Raw genomic sequence first — 15,257 nt, 5'->3', positions numbered from 1 at the left:
ACCATGGGCGGGGGGTAATTGGGGAGGTAAATCATGGTGATCGGTTATAATTACCGTTAAGCCTAATTCCCTAGCTAGGGCAATGGGCTCGTAAGCGGATATACCGTTATCAACGGTGAGAATCAAACTTACTCCTTCTTCTTTAAATTCCTTAACGATGCGTTTGTTGATGCCGTAACCATCTTGCATTCGACTGGGAATGGCGTAATCAACGTTTGCTCCTAGGTGTTTTAAGGCTCGAATTAATAGGGCGGTGCTTGTCATGCCATCGGCATCATAATCTCCACAAATGGCTATTTTAGAGTTAAGGGCGATCGCCTCTGTTAACAAATCAAGACACTTGGGCAAATCAGGAAATTCGGTGAGGGGAGAAGGTAAAATATCTTTTTCAGGCTCAATATAAATTTGAGCATCTTCCTGGCTAGTCAAACCACGATTGATAACCACCTGAGCCATTACAGGAGACAAACCCAAAGACTGGGAAAATAATTGTACTAACTCAGGACTCGGTTGATTAAAACGCCATCTTTGTTCTGGTAAATAATCAGTCATTAAAACTTCCTTAACTCTACAGCATCCTTATCATCCACCGATCGCAAATAGACTTTTACTTTTTCATCTTTGGCCGTGGGCAATATTTTACCGACAAAATCGGGATGGATGGGTAATTGACGATGTCCCCGATCTACCAATGCCAACAGTTTAACAATTTCTGGTCTGCCATACTCAGCCACGGCATTAAGAGCCGCTCTAATGGTGCGTCCACTGTAAATGACATCATCCACTAAAATCACGGTTTTACCCGTTAAATCGACGGGAATTTCGGTTTTTTCAGGGGTTCTAATCTGTATTTTATCTAAGTCATCCCGATAAAAGGTAATATCGATCGCCCCTACGGTAACTTCTTGTTGCTCAATGTGCCTAATTTGCTTTGCCAAAAGTTGAGCGAGGGGAACTCCTCTTGTATAGATACCCAACAAAACCACTGATGATAAGTCGGGGGCTTCTTCTACGATTTGGGATGCCAAACGGTTTAAGGTGCGGCGTATTTCATCGGCGGAGAGAATTTCAACAATTTGATTAGACATGGGATGGTAATGGATAATGGATAATGGATAATGAAAAAAACACAACCAAATTATAGACACTGTACCAATTTGATAAAACATGAAAACTATTGCCTATGGCAAGAGTGCCTATTCCTCGCCTTCACTACTCCACTTTTTGCGGCAAACCCTAATTATCTTCGTCAATTTTGACTAAAACCACGGTAACGTTATCAGAGCCACCATTATTCTTGGCTTCAGTAACAAGGCTATCGGCCACTTTATCTAAATCATTTCCATCCCCTAAAAGTTTAGAAATAATGGGGTCGGAAACTTCTTCGGTTAAACCATCGCTACAGAGTAAGAAGCGATCGCCCTTATCGATCTGATCAATCTTATGAATGTCAATACCTTCGTATAAATCCCTTCTACCCAAACATTGAGACAACACATGACGCCAGGGATGATGTTTAGCATCTTCTAGGGTAATTTCCCCCGCCCGAATGGCTTGACCAATCCAAGTATGATCCGAGGTGACTTGGATTAACATTTGATCATGGAGCTGATAAAGACGAGAATCACCGATGTGCGCTCGCCAGGTTTGTTGTTCACGGAAAATTAACACCACCACCGTTGTTCCCATATCTCCCCGTTCGGGGTGAGTTTCTTGGTCTTCAAGGATAGCCTCATTAGCTTGTAAGATTGCTTTTTCCAAGAGATCGTAGGAATCCATGGGGGCATCCCAATTTTCCTCTAAATATTCTTTGATTACTTCCACAGCGATTTTACTGGCTTGTTCTCCCCCAGCATGACCTCCCATGCCATCAGCAAGGATAAAAAATCTTCCAGAAGTATCAGTATAATAATTGTCTTGATTATATGATCTTACCAGTCCTGGATCACTCAAGCCAGCGAATGCACATTTCATATGACTAATTTACCTTGATTGGAATTGAACATTTATTGCCTTTACAAATTTAGAGGACGGAATCGCCTACCGTCCCATGGTCTATTGATTTATCTAATTATTGAAAATAGGCTTATTTTCTAAGTATATTTGATTCTACCATAAGCTGATCAGTTATTTTTATTGTTAATAACTTTAAAATTTACGGTCTAATTTTTTAATTTGTTTTAACAATTTTAAGAGAGAAACTGTTGGTAAAATGGCGACAAAACCAAGGGCGATCGCCACTTGCCATAAACTATTGACCACTAAAATAGTAGCGGATAAAACCAAGGTACTAATAATTAAAGTATAGTTAGTTGCCATCTGAGTGCTACTAATACGGCGTAAAAGGCGCTCCGATTCTAGGGAACGAACCCTTAAACGGATATCCCCCCGATCTAATTTATTGATAGTATCATCTAACCGAGCGGGTAAACCAAAGGCTGTATTACTTACCTGCAGGGCTTGACGGCTAAATTCATCAATGATCGATTTACCATTATCTGCATTAAATTGACTCATAACATTAAGGGCGAAAGGTTGGGCAACTTGCATAAAATTAAAATCTGGGTCTAAACCCTTCCCGACTCCTTCTAGGGTAGAAAAAGCCCTCATCACAAAGGTAAAGGTAGCGGGAAAACGGAAGGGTTGATCATAGGCAATCTCGTAAAGATCTTCACTAATCTGACCGATGGATTGTTCCTCAAAGGGTTTGTCCATAAAGTTATCTAACAAAAACTGTACCGAACGCCTAATAGGCCCTGGATCATCCATGGGGGCTAAAGCTCCTAATTCCACCAAGGAATCAACTACCCGTTCAGCATTTTTTTCGGTTACCCCAAAAAGCATCTCCAATAACTTCTCTTTGATGTTTGCTGGTAGTTGCCCCATCATACCAAAATCATAGAAAATTAAAGCGCCATCGGGGTCAACTGCTAAATTACCTGGGTGCGGATCGGCGTGGAAAAAACCATCGTTAAGCAGTTGAATTAAATAAGCCTTGGCGCTTAATCTGGCTAATTCTTTACGGTCTAACCCTGCTGCTTCTAGGGCATCATAGTGGCTAATTTTAATACCTGGCATATATTCGAGGGTAAGCACCCGAGGGGAGCTATAACGCCAAAATACCCTTGGTACTTTTACCCAAGTTTCATCCCGAAAGTTACGGCGAAATGTATCGGCGCTTGTACCTTCTAGGAGATAATCGGTTTCTTGCCACAAAATACGACAACATTCATCATAAATCCCTAACCAGTCTCTATTTTTGCCCCAACGGGGATGATTTTGAAAGTAACGGGCTATTTGTTTGAGGATACCTAAGTCAATGTCAAATAGTTTTGGTAATCCGGGGCGCTGAATTTTTACCACCACTTCTTGCCCTGTGATTAGTTGGGCTTTGTGGACTTGTCCTAAACTGGCGGCGGCTAGGGGGGTGGGGTCAAAACTGAGGAATAATTTATTTAATGGCTTATTAAAATCTTTTTCGATGATGGCGCATACCTGCTCATAACTAAAGGCGGGTACTCTGTCTTGTAATTTGGATAATTCTTCGACGTATTCTTCGGGGAATAAGTCGGCACGGGTAGAGAATAGTTGTCCTACTTTGATAAATGTTGGCCCTAGTTCGAGAAGATTTTCTCTAATCCATCCTGCTTGAATACGGCGACGGGCGATTAATTTTTCTTCGCTGTAGCCCCCCGAGTAACTCCATTTTTTGCCGTTGCGCCACAGTTTAAAGAGTAGTAAAAGAACAAATGTCCAAATATCGATGCGACGACGCAGGGGGGAATAATTTTCGCTATTCCAACGATAGACTTTTTTCCCCGCTTCTGGTTTGTTACGGGGGGTTGTGGTCGGAATCTCTGGGGAGGACTCCAAATATTTACTGGTGTTGGGATAGGCTGATGACACTTTTATTTTATGATGATAAATTGGTCTGATGGTTTTGCTGGTGGTACAAATTTTAGGATTATTTAAATTTGTTTATTTTTGTCGATATTTATTTAGTTCTGCTTTTAATCTAGCAATTTCTGCCCTTAGTTCGTCTAAGAGTTCTTGTAAGTCAACACTGGTATCGACTTCTACGGTTATGGTGGTGTTGGTGCGATCGTGGTCTGATTTTTGTTTGGCAATTTCTGCCCTTAGTCTTACTTCTTCGGCAAATTGTCTTAGTCTTTCTCTGGTTTCGGCGTCAAATTTACCAAATTCACTGAGGGTGTTGGTGAGGGTGTCTTCTACTTTTTCTGTCAAGACTTCCGCTAAGGCTTTACCAAAGAAGAATGCTTCTGTTACTGGATTACTCATTTGCAATATTTCTTAACGCTTTTGTTACAAATTATATCTTTATTTCTCAGAATCTGGATCGGTTTCTAGGTTAATTCATGGGTGGGGGTGGTGAAACCGTAATTCATTAAAGGGTGGGGCAACTCGGAAGATACAATCTGTTGATAACGAATTATTTTAACTTAATATAACACCACAAATTTGGTCATCAAATTTTATTTAATAGGTTGAAAAATTAATATTTGATACTGAATTAAATTTAATAAGCTAAAATATTCTAGTCCTTTTGCTGTTAAAAAATCATTAAAATTATTAATTATAATACTGTTAATAGCAGGATAGGTTGGTTGTACATTTTTGTTAATATCAATTACTTTTTCTAGCCTAAAACCTGTTTTTTGAGCAATTTCTTGGTAAGTTTTTAGATCAATAAATGCAACTTCATTAGTGGCTTTTGAACCATAGGTATCAGTAATTAAACGACTTAAAATATTTTTTTCAAACCAACTCCAAATTTTAATAATTGTAGGGTTAATAATAAAATCTACCACAATTAATTTACCTTCTTGTTTGAGGTTTTGCTTTACTCCTTCAAAGAATTTTTCCCGACTAGGAAAAGCAAATATACATTCAAGGGCGATCGCAACGTCAAATAAATCATTAAAATTAGGTAAATTCGAGGCATCCCCTTCTATAAACTGAATATCATTACCACCCCGAGGGATAATTACCTCAGAAGCCCTTTTTACTTGCACCCCATCAATATTTACACCCCGAAGCAACAAATTATCAAAACCCTCATTTAATAAGCTGATAGTGCCTCCAAAACCGCATCCCGCATCCAATATTCTAAAGCCATTATCCACCTGCGCAACATCAATTACTAACCTTGATAAATTGTTAGATGCGATCGCAAAATCCTTTAAACTACCATCCGCCGAAGAAGGATTTTCCCAATAACCCCAATGGATATGTTTGCCAAAAGCCTTTTCTAATTCCTTATCTTCCTCAAAACGCTCAAGCAAAGCATCAAAATAACCCATAGACACCTACTATTCAATCAAATTCATCTCATTATAAACAAGAATTCCCACAAGATTAAACAAAAAAAAGTCCTAAGCTCACCTTAACTATCAAATTAAAATTACCGGCATTGCTGATTTTGAGCATGAAACATTATTGAATTACAGTAAGTGTATAGTATTAAAACTATACTATTATTACTATTGCCCATTCCCTATTGCCAAACTAAACTAAAAATCATACCTTAATTCACCAACGCTAAATTACCTTATCCTAAATTCCAACGGCAATTAAGCACAAACCATCAACTTCATATCCTCAACCTGCTGTTTAAGAGCCAAAATTTCTTGATGCTGTTTTCTAATGGTAATTTGAGTATGCACCCGACGTAACAACTCAGGCTTACGAAAAGGCTTAGTAACATAATCATTCGCCCCCAACTCAAAAGCCTCAATCAAATGATGCTCTTCCTGACTAGCCGTTAAAAATATAATAGGAATATCCCGATAATCAGGATTTGACTTAACCCGTTGGCAAACCTCCAAACCATTTAAATCAGGCATCATTAAATCCAACAAAATCAAATCAGGAGTTAAAACCGTTAATCTCTCTAGGGCATCTTTACCACTAATGGCAAAACTTGTTTGATAACCCTTTGCTTCTAAAATATAAGTCAATAATTTTAAATTAGCCTTTAAATCATCCACAATTAAGATAAGACTCTTTTCATTATTAACATTTTGTGACTTATCCATTCTCAAAATCTCTCTAACATCACTATATACATCATGAATGATTTTGGGGTTAAAAATATCTAAATGTTGTAATAATTAATGTAAATTATCAAACAATTCCCCATTATTTTTTTGTCCATCACCGAGAATTTTTAAAATTCCTAGATTATAAAAGTTTTTATTTGGATGCAATCTATATTATTAATATAAAAGATGAGGAAAAAATAAAATTAACCATTGCACATAATCAACAATTGATATTATTTAATTCTACTTAAAAGATAATCAGTTAATTCAATTAACGCCTGAGTAGAAGGAGAAGGAGATAAACAATCTAAATCCTCAAGGGCTAGTTTACTATGATATTCTGCCATCGCCCTAGATTTATCAATACCCTGACTATCATATACCAATTGTAAAGCCTTTTCTAAATCTCCATCCTCACTGAATTCCCTTTCAATGAACATTTTTAAAGAAGGATTTTCCTCCATAGCAAATATAACAGGGGCGGTTAAATTTCCACTAGCTAAATCTGAACCTGCGGGTTTGCCTAAAACTTCGGTGGGGGAGGTAAAATCTAATATATCATCGACAATTTGGAAAGCTAGTCCTAAATTTTTGCCATAGTTATAAATTTTTTGGGCTGTTTCCCCATTAGAATCACTTAGGATGGCTGCCGCCTTAGCACTATTGGCAATCAAGGAAGCAGTTTTAAAATAACTCTTTTGTAAATATTTTTCTAAGGATACATCGGTATCAAAACAACTTAAACCCTGCTGGATTTCTCCTTCTGCAAAATCCCTAATTACTTCAGAGAGTAATTTAACTACTTGCAAATTATCCAAGTTTGCTAAATACCAAGATGATTGGGCAAATAAGAAATCCCCTGCCAAAACCGCAATGCGATTACCAAATAAACTGTTGACAGTGGGAACTTGTCTTCTTAATTCTGCATCATCAACCACATCATCATGAACTAAACTAGCGGTATGAATCATTTCTGTGATTTCCGCTAGGCGCCGATGGCGAGAGGTGATGTCTTCTCCATTCATGGTGGCACGGGAGACGAGTAATACAATCGCTGGGCGAATTCTCTTGCCCCCTGCACTGAATAAATGCTCTGCTGCCGCTCCTAGAATGGGGTGTTGGGCGCCTACTAATTTGGTTAAGTTGTCGATTAGGAGGTGCAAATCTTGGTCAACGGGCTGAAATAGAGAGGTTACAGTTGTCATTGATGAGTTGTATTAGCAAAAATAGTTTACGAAAGTTCACATATCTTATTACTATTTTAAGCTATGGTTTGCTTACTGACACGGTAACTCTTTATCTTCTCACAGTTTGCAGGAAAAGAAAAGGATTCAATTCCATATTTGATAAGGGTTATGGCTTAAGAAAAAAAAAATTTTTTTTTTCTAATTTTTGAAAATCTGTGCTATGCTATTACTAGGGAATAAATAACTTTCTCAAAGTTTAAAAAAAACTCTCGCGCTAAAATGTGTCGTGAATATTTATGGCTTTAGGCGTAGCTTGATTAAAGTTGAAAGCCTCGACGTTTAGTAAACAGGGTTTTATCAGTAATATGTGAGTGTGAGGAGACATGGTTTAACCTTGTTTGGGGTTGAGTGTGGTTATTTCTTCATCTTCCATCTATTTTTTGCTACCCAGAGATTTTCAATTGCCCCGCAGATAAGTAATTATTTGAGGAGTTGTTGGGGATAGTGACGGTTATTGTGGTTACTGGAAAGGTAGTGATAAAGGTGATTATGCCTGTCAAATATTCAAGCTGAATTTACGACAAAAGCGGACGTAATTTTACCCATAATATATATTGGTGCAACTACAGTGATGGATTGCAATGCTTTGCGGTGCAAATTTGAAACTGTTTGCTTAGATATACTCTATGGTTCATTGTATTTTATTCCTGAACATTTTGATCCTCGTTGGTTAAAAGTGTTCGATTTCTGGTTTTTTGTTACCCTTATTTTCGGAGGTTTTTCTATGCTCATTCCTTTTCTCGCCCTCATATATGTGTTACTGGTTTATGTTTTATTGTTGATTGCTCAAAGGTTTAAAAAACTTAATGATAAGTCAACAACGGACATAAATAGTTGACAGTTTGCCGAGGACGGTTGAAAATCTATTAAAGGTTTTTATAACAACTGTTCTCAGAATGCCTACATACACTGATAATTATCCCTTAGCAGGGCAAACTATTCTTGTTACCCGTGCCATTTCTTCTTCTAGTCAGTTTCGGAAAATGCTGGAGGAGAGAGGGGCGACGGTGTTTGAGTTACCTGCATTGGAAATTACTCCTCCTTCTAGTTGGGATGGGTTAGATGGGGCGATCGCCCATATAAATAATTTTGAATGGATAATTTTAACCAGTGCCAATGGGGTAAAGTATTTTTGGCAGAGATTGGAAAAGGCTGGAAAAAACGAAACAGATTTAAATGGAATAAAAATTGCGGTGGTGGGCAAAAAAACCGCCCAAGTTTTAAAAGAGTATAATCTACAAGCAGACTTTATTCCCCCTGATTTTATTGCCGACTCCATGGCGGAAAATTTTCCTGAGTCGCTAGGGGGAAAACAAATTCTCTTTCCTCGGGTAGAAACTGGGGGCAGAGAAATTCTGGTGCAAGAATTAAGCCAGAGGGGGGCACACATAACCGAGGTTTCTGCTTATCAGTCGGGTTGCCCGAAACAGATGGATGAAACTATTTTTCATGCCTTAGAGGAAAAAATTATCGATATGATTACTTTTGCTAGTTCTAAAACGGTACGTAATTTTTATACGATGGTAGAGGCACGGTTTCCCCATGATACTCTTTCTTTATTTAATCACAGTGCGATCGCCTCTATTGGTCCTCAAACCTCTATGACTTGCCAAAAAATATTTGGCAGGGTGGATATTGAAGCCCAGGAATATACCCTAGATGGTTTGGTAAGAGCTATTGTAGAGAAGGGTGTTAACTATTAACTGATAGGATTTTGGTAATCATTCTTTGGGCTTGACTGGCATAACCGCCCCCAAAAAGATTGTAATGGTTGAGGATATGATAAAGGTTGTAGATGGTTTTTCTTTGTGGATAACCAGAGTCTAAAAGCCATTGTTGGTTATATCCTTGATAAAAAGCCGAGGGAAAACCGCCAAAAAGTTCTGTCATGGCAATATCTACTTCCCTATCTCCATAATAGGCGGCTGGGTCGAAAATGATGGGGATTCCTCCTTCTAAAAAACTGGCGTTACCGCCCCATAAGTCTCCGTGGACGAGGGATGGTTGGGGTTGATGGGGAGATAGTTTTTCCCTAATAGTTTCTATGATATGGTTTGGATTACCGAAGGTTGCCCCTTGGCGACGGGCTAACTTCAATTGATAACCGATTCTTTTTTCGGCGAAAAAGTCGGCCCAGTTTTCTTGCCAATCATTAATTTGAGGGGTTGCACCGATGGTGTTGTTATCATCCCAACCAAATTTATCGGCTTTACCTTGTTGATGGAGTTGGGCTAGGTGTTTGCCCATGGTTTGCCATGATTGATTATTCCCTCTACCAAATTTGAGCCATTCTAAGATGATGTAGCTATGGTTATCGGTGTAACCTGTGCAGATGGGTTTGGGTATTTTAATGGTATTGGTATCATACATTTGCTTAAGGGCGATCGCCTCTACCCGAAACATTTCGTATTGATGGGGGGAATTTAATTTAACAAAATAACTTTCATTTTCCCCTATCAGTTGATAGGCTTGGTTGATACAACCTCCCCCCACACTACGGGTATTTTTTAATTTAAAGTCTGTTTGAGTATGGTTACTAATGGCGATCGCAATTTGTTTCCACATAGTGTAATAATTAGGTTATCATGAACAATTATTTTGGTTGAGGTGGGCAATGGTGTAATGATTTCTCCTTGCTGTTTATCTCCTGTCCTCAACAGTATAATTAAATTGTTATTATCAATTATCCATTTTCAATTATCAATTATTGATTAATCGTCTTCGGTTTGAGGTTCAATAATTTCCATGGGTAAAGGCTTTTTCTCCTGTTTACGGTTTTCCAACTCTGCCTTTAATTCCACCTTAGAAGAATTATTAAAATTAACAGGCACTTTTTCCAACTCAGGTAAAGCCACCAACTTACGACGGGATGGGGTACGTTTTTTAGCCGCAAAATTAGGTAAAGGCTGTTGTTTATCTTGCTCTTCTAACCAATAATTAGCAACAGGTAAAGTATGCTCTAAATCTTCTAACAAACGAGGAATAATCATCACTGAATTTAACTCCCCAATTCTTTCGGCTTCTGCCATTCCCGCCTCAATGGCTACCGCCACATTGGCCACAGTACCCCGTATAATAGCAGTACATAAACCACTACCGATGGTTTCATAGGAAGCCAATTGTACATCCGCCGATTTTAACATCATATCAGCTGCCCCTACCATGGCAGGGAAACCCCTAGTTTCAATTAAACCGATAGAGCGATTACTTAAACGACTGTAACCCTTTTGTTGTTGGGCTAACTCTATCAAACGACTACCGATGGGAAATACTGCCTCTAAATTGGGCATAGGACGGGCTATTACTAGCTTAGTATGTAATTGTCCTATCTGTTCTGCCATCTTTGCACCTTCTTCCACCGCAAGACGAACATCAGCAATATTACCCCTTACAATAGCAGTACAATGACCACTACCGATTTTTTCATAACCAACTAAAATAACCTCCGCAGACTTCAACATCATATCTGCTGTACCGACGATGGCGGGGAAACTGAGGGTTGAAACTAAACCGAGGGCGCTATCTGGGCTAATATGCTTTTTTCTCATTTAAAATATTTGAGAAACTGTTAAATTTCTGTAACTAGGTGAAGATTTGCATTAATCTTGTTTAGTTTATCATATCATTAATTCTACTTAATCTTTGATTGTAGTCCATAGAAAAGAAAAATAATACTAATACAAAATTTTTATGAGTTTACTTGCTTTTCGTTTTCAATCACCAGGACCAATTTTATTTGAATTAGGGCCGGTGGCGGTGCGCTGGTATGGTTTTTTGATTGCCATGGCGGTAATAATTGGTTTATTCATTGCTCAAAATTTGGCAAAAAGAAAAAATATTGACCCTGAGATGATCGGGGATTTAGTATTATGGTTGGTAATAGGGGCGCTGCCTTGTGCCAGAATTTATTATGTTTTGTTTGAGTGGGAAAGATATGCGGGGCGCCCGGGGGATATGATTGCCATTTGGCAAGGGGGTATTGCTATTCATGGGGCGATTATTGGTGGCACTCTGGCTACGGTTATATTTGCAAGGATAAAGAAACAGTCTTTTTGGGGGTTGATGGATGTGGTGATGCCTTCTTTAATTTTAGGTCAAGCTATCGGTAGATGGGGTAATTTTTTTAATTCTGAGGCTTTTGGTGTGCCTACGGATTTACCTTGGGGGTTATATATTCCTCCCCATCGTCGCCCCATGGAGTTTTTAACTTTTGAATATTTTCACCCTACTTTTTTATATGAGTCGGTGTGGAATTTGATGGTTTTTGTGTTGTTAATGGCTCTTTTTTTCTGGGGTTTACGCCGTAAGAATAATTTGAAAACTGGTACTTTGGTTTTTGTTTATTTGATTACTTATAGTTTGGGTAGGGTATGGATTGAGGGTTTTCGCACCGATAGTTTAATGGTTGGTGATTGGCGGGTGGCACAAATTATTAGTGTAAGTGCGATCGCCCTTGGTCTTTTTGGTTTATTCTGGTTATATATTGCGAAACGTCCTTTACCTTTTAATTTTGATCAATAGTTGAGATAAAAAAATCAAGTTATAACCCTAAATAAGCCATAAAAAAAACCGCCCCCATGGAGACGGTTTTAAATTTTTTGTATGGAAAAAATAGCTTTTAAGCGCAATTAACCCAACTCACGGGAAGTAAACTTCTCAATGGTTGCTTGACTTTCATAGACAAAATTATGGTTATTATCCTTAATCTTATTCATACTAGGAAGAAGATTGCGAGATTGAAGGCTCATGTGTAGCTGTAAATGGGCAACATAATCGCTTACATCTTCTTTGGCAGAAGGATGGGGAATATTTGAGTTTAAGTTCATTGTTTCCTGCTTATAATATGGCTATGATTAGTAAACCTTATCATTTTTTCTTTGATCAGTCAAGTTTTATGGATTACTGGTCACTGGGTGTAAAATAAAATTTACAATCATTTATTTTTCTTAATTTGCTTCTCTATATATTAAACATTTAGTTACTATGAATAGTCCTCAAGATTTACCTGAAAAACTCCGCCATATGGATTGGTATGCTATCGCCTGTAAAGTAAGAGTTAAGTATGAGAAGTTAAAGGAAAAGGTAACTTATTTGGAGCAATCTTTATTAGGCTATCAAAAGGAAGTTGAGGGGAAGGATAAAATTATTAATGAACAAAATAGACAGTTAGATAACCATGGAGTAACCCTCAACCAATTATATATCAAGGTCGATGATGCTACCCAACAAATTAACCATCAACAGCTACTCATTGAAAAGTTAAGTCAAGATTTAAAGGATTCTCAAACTCAGCGGGGGCGCATTGAGAGGGAATGCTCTTTGTTACAAGAAAGTTATAACCAATTACAATATCGGATTAGGGATAGGGAGAGGGAAAATCAAGAGTTAAATGTTCGATTACAACGACAACAACGGACTACTTTAGAATATAAGGCGGCTTTGGATAAGTATTTACACTCTTCTACGGATAAACCTAAAATGGTTAGTACGGAAAAAGATACTATCAAATCTTGGTCAGAGATTAGCAAGTCGAAAGATGATTCTAGTATAAGTCCGTTATCTAATTTTACCATCGCCCCTGTACCTAATTTTGTTAATATTCCTTTGGTGGATGATAATAAAAAACCCATGGAAGATTCACCCCAAGTAAAGGATAACACTACTCAAGAGCCAGTCATCAATAATATTGAAACATCCTCACAGGAAGTGGATAATCTCGAGATGGAGAAGCAAGAGGTGACACAAGAAGATAATACGCAAATTAAGGAAGATAGAATAGTCTCTAATAATGTAGATATATCTGAGATGCAACCCGACAAGGTAAAGGATAATAACACTAATGAAGTATCACAATCATTGGAAGATAAAATTATAAAAAAGAATATGGATTTATCCTTAGGAATAAAACCACCCAAACAAAACCATAAAGACCAAAAAATTATTATTGATTTACCTGATTTTTTTAAAAATAAACGGGATAATTCTTAATGGTTAATAAATTATTTTAATTGTTCTTTTACTAACCATTTTTTTACGGCAAAAGTTGCTCGACAATCATCTTCATTATACATTAATATATAATCCAAATAAGTGCGATCGCCCGTACTTAACCACTGATCATACCAGACAACACATTGATCACCTCCCAAACTATGATTTTCATAATTAGGAGGAATACGCCATTGAAAATTCAACCATTTACCCAAAGACTTTAAAGAGTAACTTTCCATGGGTAAAAGATAATTTTGAGTAACAAATTTGTGGACATCAACTAATCTTTTTAATAAGGGTTGAACCATATTTTTAGGAGTCTGATAAATACTCGCTAACCTTTTAATAGTTTCCACCTCATAACCCGAAAAATGATAAATAAAACTATTAGGATAACCATTAATAAACTCAAGAAAGTCTAGCCAAATTTCTTTTTCTTGCTGTAAATCTTCTGCTAAAAAATGATAATATTTTTCTATTTTTTGATTATAATCAACCAATACAACCCCTAATAAATAATCAATTTTACGATCTGGTTCAGCTTCTATGTCAAAATAAAGTTCAATATTACTACTAGGAATAACATTTACCTTATCTCTTTTTAAAATAGGAGCATTAAATCTTAAAGATTGAATTTGCTTAAAAAGAATTTCTCCCCCATCCTGCTCAAATATCTGACTTAATTGAGGCAAAGACAAATTAATCACTTGCTCAAAATTTTCTACCCCTTTTTGTTTCAACATCTCATATTTACGAGGAGTAATACCGGGTATTAAAGAAAGATGATTTTGTTTAACCGCCACCTCATGACAGTCATTGTACCATTCACATAAACCACATTTTTGACGGGAAATAAATACTTCTGGTGGGTTTTTATCTTGAAATAACCTTTGACAATCGTTAATCACCGCCTCCACCTTTGGCCACCAAATCGCCAAGTTAATGCTATATTTTTTAAAACTTCTGACTATAAAATCAGCATGGGTAGGCATGAAGCCTTGATTATTGCCCAATATCCACCCCTGAAAAGCTGCTACTAATTTATATTCTGGTTTATGATTTTTACCTAGATGAGTATTAACAGTGAGATAACTCCAATTTCCTAACCCAGAGGGAATATTTTGTTTTATTAATAATGTTGGATTGGTTTGAAAAATAAGATTGTCATATTTTCCCTTGATATGATAGGTTAATTCTCCATTGTAAATACAGTCAACCCCTTGTCTCATCAAATCTAGGGTTGAATCAACGTAAGAATTATTAGTGGGGGAAAAGATGGGGTGTTCAACCTGCCAATTATAATGCTTTATAACCTCTTGAGTGTGAAGAATTCTTTCCTGCTTTAGTTTATTTACAAAATCCCTTTCCTGTGGTTTTTCATTTTTAAAATGAAAATTAAGAAAAGCCTTACGGTTACACCTCTTGTATTGAAGCAGGGTATCATCAGTTATGAGCATCAATTGTGAATTATGAGTTATGGATTATTTATTGATCATTTTAATATCTTATTCTGGGGGGTGATTGATGTTTATTCGGGCTTGATGATTTATTTGGCATTGCTTAATTAACGTGAATTCGGGATAACAGGTTATCAGTAGCACAAGTTTTGGGTTGTAGGTTATAGATGTGATGTTGCTTAATTACAGTGTGATACCAAATCCAATTTATAAGGTTTACCCTAACCCACCCTGTAATATGAAATACTTAAATGTTTACGACAAATAAAACCTCTAAAATGACATCCCAGCCGAGTTATATTTATAGCAATCTTTTTTATATTTCATATAACAATTGATAATAAACAATTATTATCTGTTGCCTGTTCCCCGTTCCCTATTCCCTGCCTTAACTAAAAAATGTTATCCCGAACTCAGGTTTAATTAATGACTTATCACCTAATATCAAATCTGATTATATCATTATGAGCCTTGCAATGAATTACAAGGCTAACAGTTTA

16 protein-coding genes are annotated in these 15,257 nt (G+C 37.1%); 4 read left to right on the top strand and 12 right to left on the bottom strand.

What is annotated here, in order from left to right; all coding sequences use genetic code 11:
* The 8 genes from IQ215_RS10785 to sds form a co-directional block, all read right to left on the bottom strand.
* On the bottom strand, positions 1–552 hold a 552-nt coding region (locus IQ215_RS10785; RefSeq protein WP_193801320.1), incomplete at its 3' end, for a DHH family phosphoesterase.
* A complete protein-coding gene (gene pyrR, locus IQ215_RS10780) occupies positions 552–1,088 on the bottom strand; it encodes a bifunctional pyr operon transcriptional regulator/uracil phosphoribosyltransferase PyrR (RefSeq protein WP_193801319.1) in 537 nt (178 codons plus the stop codon). The genes pyrR and IQ215_RS10785, both read right to left, overlap by 1 nt.
* 148 nt (positions 1,089–1,236) lie before the next feature.
* Positions 1,237–1,974: a Stp1/IreP family PP2C-type Ser/Thr phosphatase gene (locus IQ215_RS10775; RefSeq protein ID WP_193801318.1), complete on the bottom strand. Its 738-nt coding sequence runs from the start codon at positions 1,972–1,974 to the stop codon at positions 1,237–1,239.
* Between the two features lie 174 nt (positions 1,975–2,148).
* Positions 2,149–3,855 (bottom strand): ABC1 kinase family protein, encoded by a 1,707-nt coding sequence (locus IQ215_RS10770; RefSeq protein WP_347239032.1) that lies wholly within the window; start codon positions 3,853–3,855, stop codon positions 2,149–2,151.
* A 123-nt stretch (positions 3,856–3,978) separates the two neighbouring features.
* Positions 3,979–4,299, bottom strand: a complete 321-nt coding sequence (locus IQ215_RS10765; protein ID WP_193801316.1) for a DUF6825 family protein — start codon at positions 4,297–4,299, stop codon at positions 3,979–3,981.
* A 194-nt stretch (positions 4,300–4,493) separates the two neighbouring features.
* Positions 4,494–5,321: an SAM-dependent methyltransferase gene (locus IQ215_RS10760; protein WP_193801315.1), complete on the bottom strand. Its 828-nt coding sequence runs from the start codon at positions 5,319–5,321 to the stop codon at positions 4,494–4,496.
* A gap of 270 nt (positions 5,322–5,591) precedes the next feature.
* On the bottom strand, positions 5,592–6,056 hold the full coding sequence (locus IQ215_RS10755) for a response regulator (protein WP_193801314.1): 465 nt from the start codon (positions 6,054–6,056) through the stop codon (positions 5,592–5,594).
* A 239-nt stretch (positions 6,057–6,295) separates the two neighbouring features.
* Complete coding sequence (gene sds / locus IQ215_RS10750; protein WP_193801313.1) at positions 6,296–7,267, bottom strand: solanesyl diphosphate synthase; 972 nt, start codon at positions 7,265–7,267, stop codon at positions 6,296–6,298.
* 613 nt (positions 7,268–7,880) lie between these two features.
* Here sds and IQ215_RS10745 point away from each other — a divergent pair.
* Positions 7,881–8,147, top strand: coding sequence for a hypothetical protein (locus IQ215_RS10745; RefSeq protein ID WP_193801312.1), 267 nt, complete (start codon positions 7,881–7,883; stop codon positions 8,145–8,147).
* 58 nt (positions 8,148–8,205) lie between these two features.
* A complete protein-coding gene (locus IQ215_RS10740) occupies positions 8,206–9,012 on the top strand; it encodes a uroporphyrinogen-III synthase (RefSeq protein ID WP_193801311.1) in 807 nt (268 codons plus the stop codon).
* Here IQ215_RS10740 and IQ215_RS10735 read toward each other — a convergent pair.
* Together IQ215_RS10735 and IQ215_RS10730 are read right to left on the bottom strand one after the other, a co-directional pair.
* Complete coding sequence (locus IQ215_RS10735) at positions 9,002–9,874, bottom strand: fructosamine kinase family protein (protein WP_193801310.1); 873 nt, start codon at positions 9,872–9,874, stop codon at positions 9,002–9,004. The genes IQ215_RS10740 and IQ215_RS10735 overlap by 11 nt on opposite strands.
* A 146-nt stretch (positions 9,875–10,020) precedes the next feature.
* Positions 10,021–10,857 (bottom strand): carbon dioxide-concentrating mechanism protein CcmK, encoded by an 837-nt coding sequence (locus IQ215_RS10730; protein WP_193801309.1) that lies wholly within the window; start codon positions 10,855–10,857, stop codon positions 10,021–10,023.
* 142 nt (positions 10,858–10,999) lie between these two features.
* On the opposite strand from IQ215_RS10730, the gene lgt reads away from it, so the two are divergent.
* Positions 11,000–11,830, top strand: coding sequence for a prolipoprotein diacylglyceryl transferase (gene lgt / locus IQ215_RS10725; RefSeq protein ID WP_193801308.1), 831 nt, complete (start codon positions 11,000–11,002; stop codon positions 11,828–11,830).
* 107 nt (positions 11,831–11,937) lie between these two features.
* Here lgt and IQ215_RS10720 read toward each other — a convergent pair whose 3' ends face one another.
* Positions 11,938–12,135: a hypothetical protein gene (locus IQ215_RS10720; protein ID WP_069789554.1), complete on the bottom strand. Its 198-nt coding sequence runs from the start codon at positions 12,133–12,135 to the stop codon at positions 11,938–11,940.
* A gap of 157 nt (positions 12,136–12,292) precedes the next feature.
* Here IQ215_RS10720 and IQ215_RS10715 point away from each other — a divergent pair, with 157 nt between their 5' ends.
* Positions 12,293–13,297, top strand: coding sequence for a hypothetical protein (locus tag IQ215_RS10715; protein WP_193801307.1), 1,005 nt, complete (start codon positions 12,293–12,295; stop codon positions 13,295–13,297).
* A gap of 11 nt (positions 13,298–13,308) precedes the next feature.
* On the opposite strand, the gene IQ215_RS10710 is transcribed toward IQ215_RS10715, so the two are convergent.
* Complete coding sequence (locus tag IQ215_RS10710; RefSeq protein WP_193801306.1) at positions 13,309–14,757, bottom strand: TM0106 family RecB-like putative nuclease; 1,449 nt, start codon at positions 14,755–14,757, stop codon at positions 13,309–13,311.
* Positions 14,758–15,257 lie beyond the last annotated feature (500 nt).

The organism is Cyanobacterium stanieri LEGE 03274, from assembly GCF_015207825.1.
In the GTDB taxonomy this organism is placed as follows: domain Bacteria; phylum Cyanobacteriota; class Cyanobacteriia; order Cyanobacteriales; family Cyanobacteriaceae; genus Cyanobacterium; species Cyanobacterium stanieri_B.
This window is presented reverse-complemented; position numbering and strand designations above follow the sequence as displayed.

Bases quoted from the DNA above. Each gene is read 5' to 3' on its own strand.
- IQ215_RS10720 (WP_069789554.1), bottom strand. From the start codon at position 12,135: ATGAACTTAAACTCAAATATTCCCCATCCTTCTGCCAAAGAAGATGTA.
- lgt (WP_193801308.1), top strand. From the start codon at position 11,000: ATGAGTTTACTTGCTTTTCGTTTTCAATCACCAGGACCAATTTTATTT.
- IQ215_RS10760 (WP_193801315.1), bottom strand. From the start codon at position 5,321: ATGGGTTATTTTGATGCTTTGCTTGAGCGTTTTGAGGAAGATAAGGAA.
- IQ215_RS10740 (WP_193801311.1), top strand. From the start codon at position 8,206: ATGCCTACATACACTGATAATTATCCCTTAGCAGGGCAAACTATTCTT.
- IQ215_RS10730 (WP_193801309.1), bottom strand. From the start codon at position 10,857: ATGAGAAAAAAGCATATTAGCCCAGATAGCGCCCTCGGTTTAGTTTCA.
- pyrR (WP_193801319.1), bottom strand. From the start codon at position 1,088: ATGTCTAATCAAATTGTTGAAATTCTCTCCGCCGATGAAATACGCCGC.
- IQ215_RS10755 (WP_193801314.1), bottom strand. From the start codon at position 6,056: ATGGATAAGTCACAAAATGTTAATAATGAAAAGAGTCTTATCTTAATT.
- IQ215_RS10775 (WP_193801318.1), bottom strand. From the start codon at position 1,974: ATGAAATGTGCATTCGCTGGCTTGAGTGATCCAGGACTGGTAAGATCA.
- IQ215_RS10765 (WP_193801316.1), bottom strand. From the start codon at position 4,299: ATGAGTAATCCAGTAACAGAAGCATTCTTCTTTGGTAAAGCCTTAGCG.
- IQ215_RS10715 (WP_193801307.1), top strand. From the start codon at position 12,293: ATGAATAGTCCTCAAGATTTACCTGAAAAACTCCGCCATATGGATTGG.
- IQ215_RS10745 (WP_193801312.1), top strand. From the start codon at position 7,881: ATGGATTGCAATGCTTTGCGGTGCAAATTTGAAACTGTTTGCTTAGAT.
- IQ215_RS10710 (WP_193801306.1), bottom strand. From the start codon at position 14,757: ATGCTCATAACTGATGATACCCTGCTTCAATACAAGAGGTGTAACCGT.
- IQ215_RS10735 (WP_193801310.1), bottom strand. From the start codon at position 9,874: ATGTGGAAACAAATTGCGATCGCCATTAGTAACCATACTCAAACAGAC.
- sds (WP_193801313.1), bottom strand. From the start codon at position 7,267: ATGACAACTGTAACCTCTCTATTTCAGCCCGTTGACCAAGATTTGCAC.